We start from the raw sequence: 16164 nt of genomic DNA on the forward strand, positions 1-16164 counted from the left end.
TGAATATCCCATTTCGTCATCGATCGATTAATGTTGTCGGGAACTGCTGGGTGAGCGCGCGGTAGTCGACGAGGCGAGTACAGGCAGTCGTGACGTTCGGTGCGGGCGATTCCCCGCGCGGTGATGACACCCACTGGGCTCGACAGGTGGAAAGCGCTGAAGTGAACAAAAGAATCCCGTGGTTGCTACAAGGCCGGGCGCATTCGCCGTGAATGCGCCCGGCCCGCGTCAGCTCTGCCCAGATCACCGAGCAGGGGCGGCGACACTTACCTCACGAATGAACTGGGTTGCAGCATCGAGTAACTCCCTACCGCGTGGAACTGCTGCCGACAGCCAGAACACCCCGTGCACGAGACCATCGAATCGCGTGTTGCGGCATTGCACTCCAGCGGCTCGGAGAGCATCCGCGAACTGCTCGCCCTCGTCTCGGGTGACTTCGTTCTCCGTGGTGAGAACCAGCGTTGCCGGTAGGCCGGCGAGGTCGGCGAGCGGTGGAACAGCGTAGGGGTTGCTCGCGTCTTCAGGCTCCTGGAGATAACTTGTCCAGAAGAAGTCCAGGTCGGCCGAACCGATGAGGAACCCCTCTCCGAATTCTGCACGCGAGGGAAGATTCGCGTTCGGATTCAGCGCAGGGTAGATCAACACCAGTCCGTTCACTCGCGGTCCACCGGTGTCGCGGGCCCGTAACGCCGCAGAGGCTGCCAGGTTTCCGCCGGCGCTGTCTCCCAGCAGAATTATGTTCTCGGGGTCCCCGCCGTGAGCGCTGACGTTGTCTGCAACCCACTGCAGTGCGGCGGCAGCGTCATCGGAAGCCGCGGGGAACGGGTGCTCCGGTGCCAGTCGGTAACTGGCGGTGACGACAATCGCCCCGCTGGCATTGGCGATCGCACGTGCGGGTTCATCGACGACATCCAAGTTTCCCGCGATGAATCCGCCGCCGTGGAAGTACAGAACGATCGGCCGGGGGCCTGGCACATCGGGGGTGTAGATGCGTAACGGCCGAGAATTGCCGTCGACGCCGAGGTACTCGGTTTCAGTGAATCCTGCGACATCTTCTGGCGGCAACTGCATGCCGGTGAAGCCGGCGATCGTCTCGCGAATCTGTTCGAGTGGCATCTGTGAGAATGGCGGCACCCCCTGGGCATCGAGGCCGGTCAGTAGTTGAGTGACGTGTTCGTCGACTGCCATGTTGTTTCCTGTCCTTGAGTGAGTTCGGGAGATGGCGAGGGCCGGTTACCTGTTGCCGAAGTAGGAGACGTCGTCGTTGCCGATCAGGTCGGGCACTGTCCAGCCGTCGAGGTCGTACTCGTTCAGGCACTGTTCGGCGAAGCCCTTCATGTAGCTGACGTCGCCGCGTGCTTCTGCTGCGAACAACAGTTCGGCCTTCACGTTCTCGTGGTTTCCGGAGTAGTTGCGCTCGTAGAGTTCGTGGCGTCCGCCGAATTCGGTGCCCACCGAATCCCACAGCGCCTTCATGATCTTGACGCGCTCGACCGCGGTCATGCCGTCCGATCCTCGGACGTACTTGTCGAGCAACGGACGAACGATGGGGCTCTTGAAATCGCGGGCGCTCGACGGCAGGTAGATCAGGCCGGATGCGACGTCCTGCTCGATGATCTCTTTCACGCGTGGGTATCCCTGAAGCATGAACATGCGGTAGGTCAATCCGTATTCGATCTTCGGGATGACCGTATCGCCGATCCACTGCTCGGGGTCGCGCGCCATCGATTCGGTCAGTGACCAGAACAAGTTACGCCAGCCGATGACTTCGCCGACCCTCGTCTGCACCCCTCGGAAGCCTCCCGAACCGGTCGCGTCGAGGGCTTTCATGAGCAGGCCGGCGATGAAGTCGAGTTTCACGGCCAAACGGGTACATCCCTGGAGTGTGAAGCGGGGCAGGAAGCCTGATTGCGGGAAGAAGGCGTTGATCTTCTCCACGTCGCCGTACATGAAGACGTTCTCCCACGGGACGAGCACCTTGTCGAAGACGAAGATCGTGTCATTCTCGTCCATGCGCGAAGACAGAGGGTAGTCGAACGGGGTGCCCATCACAGCCGCGTTCTCGGTGAACGAGCTACGGCAGATCAGCTTGACTCCGGGTGCGTCCATCGGGACAGTGCAGATGAGCGCGAACTGCTTCTTCTTGATCGGCAGACCGTAGTGAGCGATGAAGTTGTAGTTCGTGATGGCGGATCCGGTCGCGACTACTTTCGCACCCGACACGATGAGGCCGGCGTCGGTTTCCTTCTCGACCTTCATGAACACGTCGCCGACCTCGTCGGGCGGTAGGTGGCGGTCGACGGGCGGATTGATGATGGCGTGGTTCCAGTACAGAACCTTCTCCTGGGACTCGCGATACCAGCGTTCGGCGTTGTCCTGGAACGGGGAGTAGAGCTCCTTGTTGGCGTGAAGTGTCCCGAGGAAACTCGCCTTGTAGTCGGGGCTGCGGCCCATCCAGCCGTAGGACATCCGAGCCCACGCCGCGATGGCGTCACGATCCTTCAGCAGATCGGCCGATGACGTCGGGGCGCGGAAGAACGGCATGGTGACGCCGCCGCTACCGGTGTCGGTGGGCGTGGTCAGCGTGTCGACCTGATCCCCGGTATGCAGGGCGTCGTAGAGGCGCGCGGTCATCCGGATGGGGTTGCGGAACGCAGGGTGGGTGGTGACGTCCGGTACGCGCTCGCCGTGGATGTAGATCTCGCGGTCGTCGCGGAGAGATTCGATGTACTCGTCACCCGTCATCGGTTTGGTGGCGAAGGTTCGTTCGGAGTTGGCAGTCGAATTCGCCGCAGGATTCTCGGTGACCGGGGGAAGTTTTTCCGGATCGGTGGTGCGCTCGTCGAGGGTTGTCATGTGAAGTTTCCTTTCGAGACGTGTATGTGGGAGGCGGATCAGCCGACCGCGTGAAGATGCGCGGGGACGAAGGTCGTTGTCTGGTCGAACCATCCGGCCAAGGGATCGTCGGAACATCCATCCCATGCGTGGAGGGGAGCGACCGGTTCGAGTGCATGGAAGGCGCTTCCGAAGTACAGGAGCGGTGCACGTCCGCTGATCACTGTGTGCACGATTTCGCCGACGAAGATCACGTGGTCACCACCTTCGTAGGTGCGCCAAGGTCGGCACGAGATCGTCGCCAGTGCATCCTCGAGGACGGGCGCAACGGGTCCGTCCACCAGTTCCGGCGCAGGATCGATGGGCCGACCGGCGAAGTGCATGGCCACATCAGCTTGATCCGACGCGAGAAAGTTGATGGCAAAGGGCTTTTCCTGAAGGAAACCACAGGCTTTCGACCTCTTCGTCAGCGTGATCTGACAAAGGTATGGCTCGTGGCTGACGGCGGTGAAGGCCGACACGGTCGCCCCGTGCGGCTTGCCCTCGGAATTCGAGCACGTCACAACTGTGACGCCACTGGCGTATCGGCTGAAGACGTCGTCCATGATGGCTGCTCTCTAAGAGGTAGCGGTGAGGGCGCGGCTGTTGGCACGTTCGAGAGCGAAGCCGGCGTAGCCGCGGTCGACGACGTCGTCGCAGGTCGCTCTGTACGTGGGCGCGCCGGCGAGGTACACCATGCAGGCACGCGGTTTGCCCGGAATGTTCGCTCCCATGTACCAGGAGTTGGTTTCCGGCAGAAGTGTCTGTGCAGCAATCTCGTTGGTCGTCGCTACCCACTGATCCTGTGCGTGGAGGCGGGGTTCCATCACATCGAGACCCTGGCTCGCCAGATACCCGATGGCATCGGTGGCGAAGTCGACGTGGTCCTCGATGGCGAGTGGCATGTTGTACAGCACAGACGGGGACTGGGGTCCCGTGATGAGAAACAAGTTCGGGAAGTCGTGGACCATCAGTCCCAGGTAAGTGCGGGGCCCGTCTGCCCACGAGTCGGCAAGCCGTTGGCCGTAGCGGCCCTGGATGTCCATCGCCATCAGTGGACCGGTCATCGCGTCGAAACCGGTGGCCAGGACGATCACATCGGCTTCGTGAACATCGTTCCCCACCTGGACCCCTGTGGGCGTGATGGCGCTGACGGGAGTGTCCTTGACGTCGATCAAGGTGACGTTGTCGCGGTTGTAGGTCTCGTAGTAGCTCGTCTCGAGTGGAGGCCGCTTCGTACCGTAGGAATAACCCGTGGGAGCGAGCATGTCCGCCACCTCTGGGTCCGTGACTCGCTCGTGGATACGGTTGCGGATGTAGTCGGCGATGGTGTCGTTTGCCTTCTTGTCGAACAAGATGTCCTGGTAGCTGTCGATGAACAGACGGAAGCCGCCCGCGTTCCACCGTTCGTCGAAGGTGCGGCGGCGTTCCTCGGCGTCTACCGCCAGAGCGGACGGCTGAACCTGATCGAAGGGAACGCCGAGGAAATGGTTGCGGGCCGCGTCACGGACCTGCGAATACGCACCCTTGATGCGAGAGACTTCGTCCGGATCGATCGGCCCGTTACCGAGTGGGGTGGCAAAGTTCGGAGTCCGCTGAAACACAGTGAGGTGCGAGGCCTGCTGCGCGATCAGAGGGATGACCTGGATACCGCTTGCGCCTGCACCGATCACCGCGACGCGCTTGCCTGTCAGATCAGCCCCTTCGCGAGGCCAATTACCGGTCATCAGCACTTCGCCTCGGAAGTTCTCGATGCCGCCGAACTCCGGTGTCTTCGGTACGGACAGGTTGCCGGCGCCCGAGATGAAGAAGCGGCTGCGCACGACTTCTCCATGGTCTGTGGTCACCTCCCACATCGAGTCGTCGTCGTTCCACTGCACTGCGATGACTCGGGTGCCGAACGTGATGTCTTTGCGCAGGTCGAAGCGGTCAGCGACGTGTTCGAGGTATCGCAGAATTTCGGGCTGTCCCGCGAACTTCTCGCTCCACTGCCATTCTTGCTGCAGATCTTCGTCGAACGAGTACGAGTAGTGGACACTCTCGATGTCGCAGCGGGCGCCCGGGTACCGGTTCCAGAACCACGTACCCCCGACATCGGAGCCTGCCTCGAAAGTTCTCACCGTCATCGTCATTGTGTCGCGAAGCTTGTGTAGTGCATACAAACCGGCGAATCCTGCTCCGACGACGACCACGTCGACGTCGGGGGAGATGGTGGTGGTCATGGTGGTGCACTCCTTGTGCTCGGACGGCTACGGCCTCGAATGAGACGCGTTCGATGTGTGGGAACGATCATGACCTGTCTCACAGTCACCCCCCGAGGGGTGAATTACCCCCTCGGCTACCCATGTTTGCCATCACGCTGTGAAATCCTGACTTTCGCGTCGGCGGCCGGTGTGATGAAACCCCGCTCGACCAGCATGGGTCCATCGATACTCACACCGCCGCAACGGTTCCCGTAGTGGGCGGGACGCGACCCGCTCATCGGCCGCAGTAGTACATCCTCACCAACTGTTGCGCCCGAGAGCTATCGCCACACCTCGGCGGGGCAGCCGTGAGGGAACGTGACATGTTCCCCGACAACGCCGTTCGGGCGGCAAGCTCGACAATCGACGCAGGGGAAGAGCGGCTCGACGCCCTGTACGCCGTGCTCTGGTCGACCGACGATGGCATCAGGGTCGAGGCCGACGGTCTACACACGACGTAGAGTTCAGCGAGACATGGGATTACAGAGTAATTCGGGTTTCTCGAGAATGTGCAGCGCAGGCATTCGGCGCCCAGTTCATGAACCCGGAACGACGTCCTGCGGTGTCATCTGTCCCGCGTGCGATCCAAAGATGGCGACAGTGCGCGATGTCGACGGTTCGACTGTTCTGTTGTGGTCGGTCCGACCACCGCCCGGTAGGCGAGATGCACGCGCAGTTGCTGCGAACCGGCGTGTGGCCGTCGCCCCGGCAGATTCGAACCACCGACTGCCCTGGATCCATTGCGGCGCATCAGTAGAGCGATGTTCACGGACCGCGAACTCGATCCGAGTGGTGGTCCGCGCCGAGTCGCTCGAGTACAGCTGAGGGGCGAGCTTGCGAATGACCTGGCTCGGGTCGACCGTACGAGGTCTGCACGGGCGCTCCCCGGTCGGAAACGTCAGGTGACGTCGGTCGTCCTTTGCTCATCCTTCCGTGACGGCCGAGGGATGTGTCGCGAGTGGAGTCACGTCAATGGTCATATACGAGAACAGAGGTAGATTCCACAGGATCTCATGAAGCCTCTCGTTGTCTCGCACGTCGAAGACGCTGAGGTTGGAGTACTCGCCGACGACGCGCCAGATGCTGACCCACTCCCCGTCGCGCTGCAACTGCTGCGAGTACGCCTTCTCTCGGGCGAGAGTGTCGGTTCGTACATCCGCGTCGAGATCCTGTGGCAGCGCGACGTGCATCTTCACCGCGAAGAGCATGTGTCTCAGTCCTTGTCGAGTACGAAGTTGTACGTCACTTCTTGACCGCCGTCGACCTCCCGAGGGTCGAGGATGAGCTCGGGCTTGACGGCGTTGGCGACGTCGTCCTCGTTGTGTACGTCGCCGGGGAAGTAGAGCTGCGTGGTGAGCTGCTGGTGGCCGGCTGCCGCGACCTTCAGGTGCAGGTGCGCGGGACGCCAGGGGTGCCATCCCGCCGCGAAGATCAAACTGCCGCAGGCACCGTCGGTGGGAATCTGGTACGGCGCAGGCTTCATGGTGTGGATCCAGAACTGTCCCTGTTCATCGGTGGTCACCGTGCCGCGCAGATTCCATTCCGGAATTCCAGGTGCGAACTGCGAGTAGAAACCGTCGGAGTCGGCGTGCCAGATCTCGATGACGGCGTGCGGTAGGGGGCTGCCGTCGACGCCGCAAACCTGTCCCTGGAACAACAGCGGGGTGCCCTGCTCGCCGTCGCGCGTCGGTACTATCGCCGCCGATCCGAGTTCGGGGGCACCGGGTACGTAGAAAGGGCCCTCGATGGTGCCCTTGCTGCCCTCGCGCGACTCGGCCGCGACTTCCTCGACGACGTGCTCCACCCAGACGTCGAGAAACAACGGCCACTCACCGGTCTGTCCCACGTTGATGAGCCAGGCCTTGAGGGCGTTGTACTCGTCGTACGTCACTTCGTGCTCGCGAATCGTGTCGTGGACGGCCGAAAGTACCTGGCGAGCGAGCGCACTGACTCGTTCGGGTGGGGTGTCGGCGGCCAACGACTTGTCGGAGCTGAAGCGCTCGGTGGCGTTCGCGCCGGTAGCGGCGGCGGTGGCCACCTCGGCGGAGACGTCTGTCGATACTGCGTGGTCGATGCTCATTGTGAACTCCTTGCGTGACGGTGCGCTGTCGAGGGCCGAGAATCAGTGGTCGGAACGGTATTTCGCGAGTTTGTCCGGGTCGATGCGAACGCCGAGTCCCGATCCGGGCAAGACGCTGAGTTCGCCGTCGCGGATCTCGAGCGGTTCGGTGAGGAGGTCGTCGCTCATGTCGAGGAAGTTGGACAGTTCGCCGGCGCGTCGGGACGTGAGGTCGAAAGCGGCGCCGAACGCGACGGTGCACGCGGAGCCGAGTTGGCCGTCGATCTGGTTGCCCATGACGACCTCGAGGCCGAGACCCTCGCAGAGGTGGTGGGTTCGGCGTGCGCCGGTGAAGCCGGAGCGGGCGGTCTTGATGCTCACGGCGGTCGCGGAGCCACCGAGTACCTCGCGGGTGATCTCGGCCGGAGTGACCGCGGACTCGTCCGCGACGAACGGCACGTCGAGCTGGGAGACGAGCCACCGCCGACCGAGTACATCGTCTGCAGGACAGAGCTCCTCGGCGAGTGAGAGATCGAGGTCGCGCATCTCGGCCATGGCGCGGGCGGACTCGGACGCGGTCCACCCGCGGTTGCCGTCCACATACAGGTCGACGTCGGGCCCGAGGTTCTCGCGCAGTGCTCGGACGACCGCGGTGTCGAGGGACACGGGGCGACGGCCGACCTTGATCTTGAACACCTCGATGCCGTACTCGGAGCGCATGCGGGTGGCCTCGTCGACCATGGCGGCGGGGGTGTCGAAGCCGAGCATGTGGCTCACGCGCATGCGGTCGGTGTAGCCGCCGAGGAGGTCTGTGACGGAGAGGTCGAGGGTGCGTCCGAGTGCGTCCCAGATCGCCATGTCGATCGCGGCCTTGGCGACGGGGTTGGCGACGGTGCGGGCGAGGCGGGAGTGCACCACTTCGTGCTGTGTGAGTGTCAGGCCGACGACGGCGGGTGCGAAGAGAGTCTCGACGACGGCGACGATGCCGCGTTGGGTCTCGCCGTAGGTGAAGGGGCGCGGGGGAGCGTCGGCGATGCCGACGACGCCGTCGTCGGTGTGCACACGGATCAGAACGTGCTCTGCCGCAGTGACTTCACCACTCGCGAAGCGCAGCGGCTTGCGGTACGGGATGGAGTACGGGATCGCGTCGACGGCGACGATCTTCATGAGATGTCCTTCAGGGCAGGATCGATCGGTACGGCGGACGGCAGGATGCCCGCGTCCTCGAGTGCCGAGATCAGGGAGGTCACCAGGGGGAGAGACTTGTCGCGGCTCCACGCGAGTGCCAGATCGATCGTGTCGGCCCCGCTGACGTCTCGGAAGACGACTCCGTCGAGTTTCATCGAACGAACCGATTCCGGTACCAGCGCCACGCCCAGGCCCGCCGCCACCAGGGCGAGGAGAACCGAGGTGTCGGGCGCCTCGTGTTCTCTCTTCGGGGTGAAGCCGGCGAGACGGCAGCTCCTCACGACGACCTCGTTGACGGCCGAATGCGCATCGGAATACATGACGAAGCTCTCGAAGGAAATGTCCAGGATTTCGAGCGCCGGCTCCTGCGCGAGTCGGTGATCCACCGGCAGCGCCAGCACCATGGACTCGCGGGCGATGGTGCGCACCTCGAGGTCGTCTCCGGCCACCGGTGGCCGGAGAACCGCCAGGTCCAGTTCCTCCGAACGAAGACCCTCGACCTGGGCAGGTGTCAACAGATCCCCGTGTATCTCCAGGACCACCTCGGGAAGCCGTTGACGCAGAGCGCGAGCGATGGCGGGCAGTCGATCGAAGGCGGCTGTTCCCGTGAAGCCGATGCGCACCAGACCGGTCCGCCCCTCGTCGATACGCCGAACGCTCGTCACGCTGTCGTCAAGTCCGGCCAGGAGGCGGACCGTCTCGCGGTAGAAGTACTCACCCGCCGGGGTCAGGCTGACCTGCCGCGTGGTGCGGGCCAACAGGGTGACCCCCAGTTCTGCCTCGAGCTGCCGCACGGACTGGGAGAGGGCGGGTTGGGCGAGGAACAGTCTTTTCGCCGCCTGCCCGAAGTGACGGGTCTCGGCGACGGCGACGAACTGCCGGAGGTGGCGCAGCTCCACTGATTCGACTCCGATCTCGATGACTGAGTGATCTGCACCACGGTAGGCCGTCGACACATTTCCCACAAAGACCTGATTCGGCCCTATTGATAAGCAGTAGCGATCAATCAACGGTTCAGGCCGACGGGGCCGCCCGCGCGTACGGTCGATGCCAGGACATAAGCGAAGCGGCGGGTTGCGCACGCCGTCACGTTCGCTGCCGGCGGTGCGACGTAGCTCGGCAACCCTGGGGCCGCGAGGGAATTGCTACTGCCGGTGAAGGCGGTGCAGTTCCACCTGACGCGGGTCTACGCGAAGCTGGGGACACGGTCCAGAGCCGAGCTGGCCGCGCGGACGTCGTCCAGTTCAGCCCCGTCGAATACCACACCGGCAGAATGACATCGACGATATCCACGCACCTCGGAGGAGTACACATGACGGTCCCACTCGCGCACGACCTCGTTCCCGGACCATCGGGCTCGCACTCGGTGGTGTTCCTCGGCTCGCTCGGCTCCGATCGCTCCATGTGGTCTGCTCAGGTGGCGGGGTTGGCGGACATCGCCACCACCGTCTCCGTCGACGTGCGGGGACACGGCGGCACGCCGGTCGGAGACGGACCTGTCACAGTGGAGGGTCTCGCGGCGGACGTCATCGGTCTTCTCGACACGCTCGAGCTGAGCCGCGTGCATCTGGTGGGGCTCTCTCTGGGTGGCGCCGTGTCGCAGACCATCGCCGCTCTGCACCCGGACCGCGTCAGCACGCTCACAGTTCTGTGTTCCGCCGCCAAGTTCGGCGATCCGGAGCCGTGGATCGACCGCGCCGGCACGGTCCGCCGGGACGGGCTGGCGTCCATGGCGGAAGCCGTGGTGGGACGGTGGTTCACCGAGGACTGGGCGGCCGATCACCCCGACATCGTCGCCGGCGCCGTCGCGATGGTGTCCGCTGTGAGCGACGAGGGCTACGCCCTCTGCTGTGAGGCGCTGTCGCGCTTCGACTCTCGTCCGATCCTGGGCGGAATCGATGCCCCCACCCTGGTGATCGCCGGCGATCGCGACCCCGCCACGCCTCCGGAGACGATGGCCGTGATCGCCGATGCGGTGCCGAACGCGCGACTCCTCGTCCTCTCGCCCGCTGCGCACCTGGCGGCAGTCGAGCGAGCGGACGAGGTGACTGCACTGCTGCGCGACCACGTCGGATCCGCGGTCGGATCAGCGAGGAGCGTCGGCAGAACAGCGCCGTAGACCACCAGGTCGTAGCCGTCGAAGACGATGGCGACCGTGGCGAGCGCGACGATCCACGTCACGCTCCGCCGGTGGCGGCCACGTGCCCATCCGGCAGCTTCGGAGCGGCCGAGAGTTGTCATGGGAGATCCTCTGGTCATGGAAACTGCAGAGCCCGCCATGTCGCAGAAGGCGAGGGCGGGAGTGGGTACGACCCTCTCGCAGACATGACCTGGATCACACCAGATGTTCGCCCAGTCTTTACCCGGGGTGGTGCCGAGGGACGGGCGCGATGCCTCGGGGCCCGTCGCCACCCGGCGTGTGTCCCGGTCGGTGATGGGCACGAACAACGGAACGAACAAGCTCCGCGACGGCGTCGACGGCGGCTGTGGAGTCGCCCTTCTGACGCGCCAACGACAGTTGCACCGTCTCCTCGGCGACGAGCGGTCTGTAGACGACGCCGTCGAGACCGAGGTGGCGCACCGCTTCCGGCGCCAGAGCGACTCCGAGTCCCGCAGCGACCGAGACGACCTGGGTGGCTGTCTCACTGACTTCGGCTGTGCGGGGGACGAATCCGGCGCGTGCGCAGGCTGCCAACACACGGTGGTGCATGGTCGAGCGTGACTGGGACGGGTGGGTCAGAAATGTCTCGTCGGCAAGATCGGAAAGGTCGACGATGGATGCGTTCGCGTGGGGAGACGACGCGGGAAGAACGGCCACCAGCTTCTCCGTCCGCAGTACCTCCAGCTCGACAGCGGGGGCGGGGCGATCGGTGAGTCCCGGACGTATCAGCACGAGGTCGTATGCACCCGTGCCGAGTCCGTCGAGCAGTTGTGGTGTGAGCAGTTCCCCGCGCAGCTGCAGGTCGATGTCGGGGAGGTCCTCGCGGACGCGGTGAGCCAACAGGGGGAGGACGTCGTAGGTGGCGGTCCCGACGAATCCGACGGACACCCGGCCGGTGAACCCGTCGGCGAACGCACGCATGTCGGACACCGCGTGGTCCACCGACGAGACGATGCGCTGCGCGTGTTCGGTGAACCGCCTGCCGGCCTCGGTGATCTCGACTCGCCGTGTCGAGCGGTCGAACAGGCGCACCCCCAACTCGGTTTCGAGCCCGATGATCGTCTGGGACAACGCCGGCTGGGCTATGTGACTGCGCGCGGCGGCCCGGCCGAAGTGCCGCTCCTCGGCGAGGGTGAGGAACAGTCTCAGAACACGCGAGTCCACCACCGCAGCATATATCGGTCCAGACACTCAATCGATCATGATCAGGTCTTGGACACGATCAGTGCAGCGTCCTACGGTGAACCCATGACTACGTCGTCCTACGTCTACTCCGCCGTCCGAACACCGTTCGGGCGCTTCGGTGGTTCGCTCTCCGGGCAACGCCCCGACGACCTCGCCGCCACCGCCCTGCGCGCTGTGGTCGCGAAAGTGCCCTCTCTGCAACCGGAGTCGATCGACGACGTCGTGTTCGGGTGCGCCAATCAGGCCGGCGAGGACAACAGGAACGTCGGTCGCATGGCCACGCTCCTGGCCGGGCTGCCGACCAGCGTGCCGGCCACCACGATCAACAGGTTGTGCGGCTCGTCCCTGGACGCCGCCATCATCGGTTCCCGCGCCATCGATGCCGGCGACGCGGACATCGTCGTCGTCGGTGGCGTCGAGTCGATGACGCGCGCCCCCTGGGTCATGCCGAAGCCTTCGCGGGCGTTCCCCGCCCGCGACGTCACGGCGGTCTCGACCACGTTGGGGTGGCGACTGGTGAACGAGCGCATGCCCGCGGAGTGGACGATCTCGCTCGGTGAGTGCAACGAGCAGCTCGCCGGTCGATTCGGGATCTCGCGGAAGCGCCAGGACGAGTTCGCCGCCCGCTCCCACCGCCTGGCCCGCCAGGGTTGGGAGTCGGGCTTCTACGACGACATCGTGGTGCCTGTCGGAGGACTGGCCCGCGACGAGAGCATCCGCGACGATTCCACCGCCCATTCTCTTGCCGCGCTGAAGCCTGCGTTCCGTGCCGACGGGACGATCACCGCCGGCAACGCGTCGCCTCTCAACGACGGTGCGTCGGCATTGCTCCTCGGTTCCGAGCGCGCCGATCTGGGAGAACCCCTGGTGCGCATCGCCGGGCGGGCGGCGCACGCGTGCGACCCGCAGGACTTCGGGTACGCCCCGGTTGCCGCGGCCGGCCGCGCCCTCGCCCGCGCCGGCATCGGCTGGTCCGACGTGTCCGCGGTGGAACTCAACGAAGCCTTCGCGGTGCAGTCGATCGCGTGCGTCGACGCCTGGCTCGCTGACGGACTCACCGACCCGGAGATCGTCAATGCCAAGGGAGGAGCGATCGCCATCGGCCACCCGCTCGGCGCCTCCGGGGCTCGCATTCTCGGCACGCTCGCCCACCGGTTGGTCGAGTCCCGTGAACGGTGGGGTGTCGCGGCCATCTGCATCGGTGTCGGCCAGGCCTTGGCCGTCGTCGTCGAGAACGTCCGGGAGGTCCACTGATGGTGCAGATCTGCGACTCCGCGGTGGACGCCGTCAGCGGTATCGCTGACGGAAACACTGTGCTGGTCGGCGGTTTCGGTATGGCGGGAATGCCGGTCCAGTTGATCGACGCCCTCATCGAGCACGGCGCCACCGACCTGACCGTGGTGTCGAACAACGCCGGAAACGGTGACACCGGCCTCGCCGCACTGCTGGCTGCCGGGCGCGTGCGGAAGGTGATCTGCTCGTTTCCGCGGCAGTCCGACTCGTGGGTGTTCGACGGGCTCTATCGCGCGGGCGCCATCACCCTCGAGGTCGTCCCGCAGGGGACACTCGCCGAGCGGCTCCGCGCCGCGGGCGCCGGTATCGGTGCCTTCTATTGCCCCACCGCCGTCGGAACGCCGCTCGCCGACGGCAAGGAACAGCGCGAGATCGACGGTCGGCAGTACATCCTGGAATATCCGTTGGCGGGTGACGTGGCCCTGATCGGTGCGTACCGGTCCGATGGCATGGGCAACCTGGTCTATCGCAAGACCGCCCGCAACTTCGGTCCGGTCATGGCGACCGCAGCGCGTTCCACCATCGCGCAGGTGGGCGAGATCGTCGCCACCGGTGACCTCGATCCCGAGAACGTCGTCACTCCCAGCATCTACATCGACAAGGTGGTCGCCGTATGACCGGTCCGCTCTCGACGTCCGCGATGGCCGCTCTGGTCGCCGCCGACATCGCACCCGGCTCCTTCGTCAACCTCGGAATCGGTCTGCCCACGTCCGTCGCCGATCACCTCTCCGCCGACTCGGGGGTGGTCCTGCACACCGAGAACGGGATGCTCAACATGGGCCCGGCCGCCACCGGCGACGACATCGACCCGGACCTCACCAATGCCGGCAAAGCGCCCGTCACCGAGCTCCCCGGCTCGGCGTACTTCCATCACGCCGATTCCTTCGCCATGATGCGCGGCGGGCACCTCGATGTGTGTGTGCTCGGTGCGTTCCAGGTGTCGGTCACCGGTGACCTCGCCAACTGGCACACCGGCGCGCCGGACGCCATCCCCGCGGTCGGTGGGGCGATGGATCTCGCGATCGGTGCCGAGCAGGTGTTCGTGATGATGTCCCTCTTCGCCAGGGACGGAACCTCCAAACTCGTCGAGCGGTGCAGCTACCCGCTGACCGGAGTCGGATGCGTCTCGCGCATCTACACCGACCTCGCCGTGTTCGACGTCGGCCCGTCCGGAGTGGCTGTGCGCGAGACCTTCGGAATCACGGCAGACGACTTGTCGGAACGTCTCGGTCTGTCGCTGACACGAGACTACGAAGTGCTCACCACAGGGTCGACACAGGGGCGTGACGGCGTGGGCGGTTCCGTCGAGTAGTACGACGTGAGTGTGGCGACGAGTTCGCGCAGTCCAGCCGGCGGTTCATGTCTCCACCACGCGAGATGGACCGGGATGCTCGGTCCGTCCGTGATCGGTCGGTAGGTCACCCCGGATCGGGGATGGTGCAGGGCGGTGGCTTCGGCGGTGGAGCCGACTCCTCGGCCCGCCGCGATGGTGTCGAGCCACTCGTCGACGTCGGTGGTCTCGATGAGATCCGGTACGGGGTCGGTGCCGTCGTGGGTCCAGAGCGCGGGAGTCGTCGTACCCACTCGAGGGTCGACGACGAGCGTGCGACGGCCCACCTCGGCCATGGTCAGTGTCCGCCTGCGGCGCCAGAGTGCGTCGTCGGTCGCGAACGCGGCCAGTCGTCTCTCGAGTCCGACGACGACGGTGTCGAACCGGGAGGTGTTCACCGGTGTGCGGACGACGGCGACGTCACAGAAACCTTCCGCGAGTCCGGCAGTGGGGGAGTTGTGGCGTACGAGTTGCAGTTCGATTGTCGGATGCTCGGCGGGCCACGAACGCAGGAGTGGTGTGGTGTGACGACCGACCGCGGCCCACGCGTAGCCCAGACGTAACCGTCGGCGCCTGGTGCGAGCGATGTCGTCGAGCACGTCGAGTTCGGACAGGATGCGGCGCGCCTGTGGCAGGAGTTGCAGTCCGAGAGCGGTCGGTTCGCAGCCATGAGGTGTGCGACGCAGAAGTCTTTCGCCGAGCCGGTTCTCGGTGGCGGCGATGGCGCGAGAGACGGCCGCTTGGGACACGCCGAGTTCGATGGCCGCATCCGTGAACGACCCACAGCCGGCGACAGCGACGAAGTAGACCACTTCGCGAGACGACCACGTCATAACCGCAGAGCATACCCGGAGCGTTGTATGCATTTCAGTTCTGGCTGGAGCTGCTCCTACGGTTCTCGTCATGGTGCTCAGGCAACGTCCGTCGCAGGGTTCGCGAGTTCACATGGCCGGTGCCCGGCCGGAGAACGGCAGGCGCCGATCGGTGGGCGTGACGGCCGCGCTCGCTGGATCTGCGGCCAACCAGTCCGGCGCAGCGGCGGGCGCTCTGGCTTTTCCCGCGATGGGTCCCGTGGGCGTGGTCGCCGTGCGCCAGTTGGTCACGGCGCTGGTCATGGTGTTCGTGGCGCGGCCGCGCTTCCTTTCGATGACGAGCACTCAAGTGGTGGCGGTGACGGCGCTGGCTGCGGTGTTCGGCGTCATGAATCTGAGCCTGTACCTCGCCGTCGAGCGCATCGGTCTGGGTCTGGCGGTGACGTTGGAGTTTCTCGGTCCGTTGGCTGTCGCGGTCGCCGGGTCGCGCCGCGCCCTCGACGTGCTGTGCGCCGGACTGGCCGCCGTCGGTGTCATCGTTCTCGTCGGACCGAGCGGGACCTCCGACATCGCTGGTGTCGTCGCGGCTCTCGTCGCCGCAGCGGGGTGGGCGGGCTACATCCTGCTCAATCAGCGCGTGGGAGCGCTCTTCTCGGGCTTTCGCGGAACCTCGGCTGCGGCGATTCTGTCGGCAGTCGTGTGGGCTCCGGTGGCGGTGGCGTTGTTCACGGTGAATCCGCCGTCGCCGCGATTCGTGTTGTTGGCAGCGCTGTGCGGTGTGCTCGCCTCTGTGGTGCCGTTCGCGGTGGACATGGTGAGTCTGCGGCATCTCGACGCCGGCGCCTTCGGAACGCTGGCGAGTGTGAATCCCGTCTGGGCCGCGGTAGGTGGGTGGATCGTCCTCGGGCAGGTGCTGTCTCCCTGGCAGATGCTGGCTCTGGTGCTCATCGTCGCGGCCAATGTCATCGTCTCGACCACCCGGTGATCTCCGCGCTGGTTCGTACTCGGGGCGGGCCGGA

Annotated in this window: 16 protein-coding genes and 1 pseudogene; 7 read left to right on the forward strand and 10 right to left on the reverse strand. The window is 65.2% G+C overall.

Features of this window, described 5'->3' with window-relative positions:
- Positions 1-243 precede the first annotated feature (243 nt).
- The 4 genes from HQ325_RS04125 to HQ325_RS04140 are packed head-to-tail and all read right to left on the reverse strand — an operon-like array spanning position 244 to position 5096.
- Entirely contained in the window at positions 244-1188 is a 945-nt protein-coding gene (locus tag HQ325_RS04125) for an alpha/beta hydrolase (RefSeq protein ID WP_222626828.1), read from the reverse strand.
- 45 nt (positions 1189-1233) lie between these two features.
- Positions 1234-2856, reverse strand: a complete 1623-nt coding sequence (locus tag HQ325_RS04130; RefSeq protein WP_222626829.1) for a 4-hydroxyphenylacetate 3-hydroxylase family protein — start codon at positions 2854-2856, stop codon at positions 1234-1236.
- 38 nt (positions 2857-2894) lie between these two features.
- Positions 2895-3440: a flavin reductase family protein gene (locus tag HQ325_RS04135; protein WP_222626830.1), complete on the reverse strand. Its 546-nt coding sequence runs from the start codon at positions 3438-3440 to the stop codon at positions 2895-2897.
- Positions 3441-3452: 12 nt separating this feature from the next.
- Positions 3453-5096 (reverse strand): NAD(P)/FAD-dependent oxidoreductase, encoded by a 1644-nt coding sequence (locus HQ325_RS04140; protein WP_222626831.1) that lies wholly within the window; start codon positions 5094-5096, stop codon positions 3453-3455.
- Between the two features lie 344 nt (positions 5097-5440).
- Between HQ325_RS04140 and HQ325_RS04145 the strand changes: the two genes are divergently transcribed.
- Positions 5441-5578, forward strand: a complete 138-nt coding sequence (locus tag HQ325_RS04145; protein ID WP_222626832.1) for a hypothetical protein — start codon at positions 5441-5443, stop codon at positions 5576-5578.
- Between the two features lie 462 nt (positions 5579-6040).
- Here HQ325_RS04145 and catC read toward each other — a convergent pair whose 3' ends face one another.
- From catC to HQ325_RS04165, 4 genes are read right to left on the reverse strand one after another with little or no spacing between them, the layout of a single operon-like run.
- Positions 6041-6325: a muconolactone Delta-isomerase gene (gene catC, locus HQ325_RS04150; RefSeq protein ID WP_222626833.1), complete on the reverse strand. Its 285-nt coding sequence runs from the start codon at positions 6323-6325 to the stop codon at positions 6041-6043.
- A 5-nt stretch (positions 6326-6330) separates the two neighbouring features.
- Positions 6331-7197 (reverse strand): catechol 1,2-dioxygenase, encoded by an 867-nt coding sequence (gene catA / locus HQ325_RS04155; protein ID WP_222626834.1) that lies wholly within the window; start codon positions 7195-7197, stop codon positions 6331-6333.
- Positions 7198-7239: 42 nt separating this feature from the next.
- The gene (locus tag HQ325_RS04160; RefSeq protein WP_222626835.1) at positions 7240-8343 is read right to left on the reverse strand and encodes a mandelate racemase/muconate lactonizing enzyme family protein; all 1104 of its coding nucleotides are present in this window, start codon (positions 8341-8343) and stop codon (positions 7240-7242) included.
- Positions 8340-9263 (reverse strand): LysR family transcriptional regulator, encoded by a 924-nt coding sequence (locus HQ325_RS04165; RefSeq protein ID WP_222626836.1) that lies wholly within the window; start codon positions 9261-9263, stop codon positions 8340-8342. Before HQ325_RS04165 ends, HQ325_RS04160 begins: the two co-directional genes overlap by 4 nt.
- A gap of 222 nt (positions 9264-9485) precedes the next feature.
- Between HQ325_RS04165 and HQ325_RS04170 the strand changes: the two are divergent.
- Both HQ325_RS04170 and pcaD read left to right on the forward strand, forming a co-directional pair.
- Positions 9486-9641 (forward strand): annotated as a pseudogene (locus HQ325_RS04170) (LuxR C-terminal-related transcriptional regulator); the annotation flags it as partial.
- A gap of 35 nt (positions 9642-9676) precedes the next feature.
- On the forward strand, positions 9677-10483 hold the full coding sequence (gene pcaD, locus HQ325_RS04175; protein ID WP_222626837.1) for a 3-oxoadipate enol-lactonase: 807 nt from the start codon (positions 9677-9679) through the stop codon (positions 10481-10483).
- A 240-nt stretch (positions 10484-10723) separates the two neighbouring features.
- Here pcaD and HQ325_RS04180 read toward each other — a convergent pair whose 3' ends face one another.
- Positions 10724-11689, reverse strand: a complete 966-nt coding sequence (locus tag HQ325_RS04180) for a LysR family transcriptional regulator (protein WP_222626838.1) — start codon at positions 11687-11689, stop codon at positions 10724-10726.
- Positions 11690-11773: 84 nt separating this feature from the next.
- Here HQ325_RS04180 and HQ325_RS04185 point away from each other — a divergent pair, with 84 nt between their 5' ends.
- From HQ325_RS04185 to HQ325_RS04195, 3 genes are read left to right on the forward strand one after another with little or no spacing between them, the layout of a single operon-like run.
- A complete protein-coding gene (locus tag HQ325_RS04185) occupies positions 11774-12964 on the forward strand; it encodes a thiolase family protein (RefSeq protein WP_222626839.1) in 1191 nt (396 codons plus the stop codon).
- Positions 12964-13620 (forward strand): 3-oxoacid CoA-transferase subunit A, encoded by a 657-nt coding sequence (locus tag HQ325_RS04190; RefSeq protein WP_222626840.1) that lies wholly within the window; start codon positions 12964-12966, stop codon positions 13618-13620. The genes HQ325_RS04185 and HQ325_RS04190 overlap by 1 nt, the downstream gene beginning before the upstream one ends.
- Entirely contained in the window at positions 13617-14315 is a 699-nt protein-coding gene (locus HQ325_RS04195) for a 3-oxoacid CoA-transferase subunit B (RefSeq protein WP_222626841.1), read from the forward strand. The genes HQ325_RS04190 and HQ325_RS04195 overlap by 4 nt, the downstream gene beginning before the upstream one ends.
- Here HQ325_RS04195 and HQ325_RS04200 read toward each other — a convergent pair.
- The gene (locus HQ325_RS04200; protein WP_222626842.1) at positions 14252-15166 is read right to left on the reverse strand and encodes a LysR family transcriptional regulator; all 915 of its coding nucleotides are present in this window, start codon (positions 15164-15166) and stop codon (positions 14252-14254) included. The genes HQ325_RS04195 and HQ325_RS04200 overlap by 64 nt on opposite strands.
- A 70-nt stretch (positions 15167-15236) precedes the next feature.
- On the opposite strand from HQ325_RS04200, the gene HQ325_RS04205 reads away from it, so the two are divergent.
- Positions 15237-16130 carry a DMT family transporter gene (locus HQ325_RS04205; RefSeq protein ID WP_261777658.1) on the forward strand — a complete coding sequence of 298 codons (894 nt, stop codon included), beginning with the start codon at positions 15237-15239 and terminating at the stop codon, positions 16128-16130.
- Positions 16131-16164 lie beyond the last annotated feature (34 nt).

The sequence above is a fragment of the Rhodococcus sp. BP-349 genome (genome assembly GCF_019835845.1).
GTDB lineage: Bacteria > Actinomycetota > Actinomycetes > Mycobacteriales > Mycobacteriaceae > Rhodococcoides.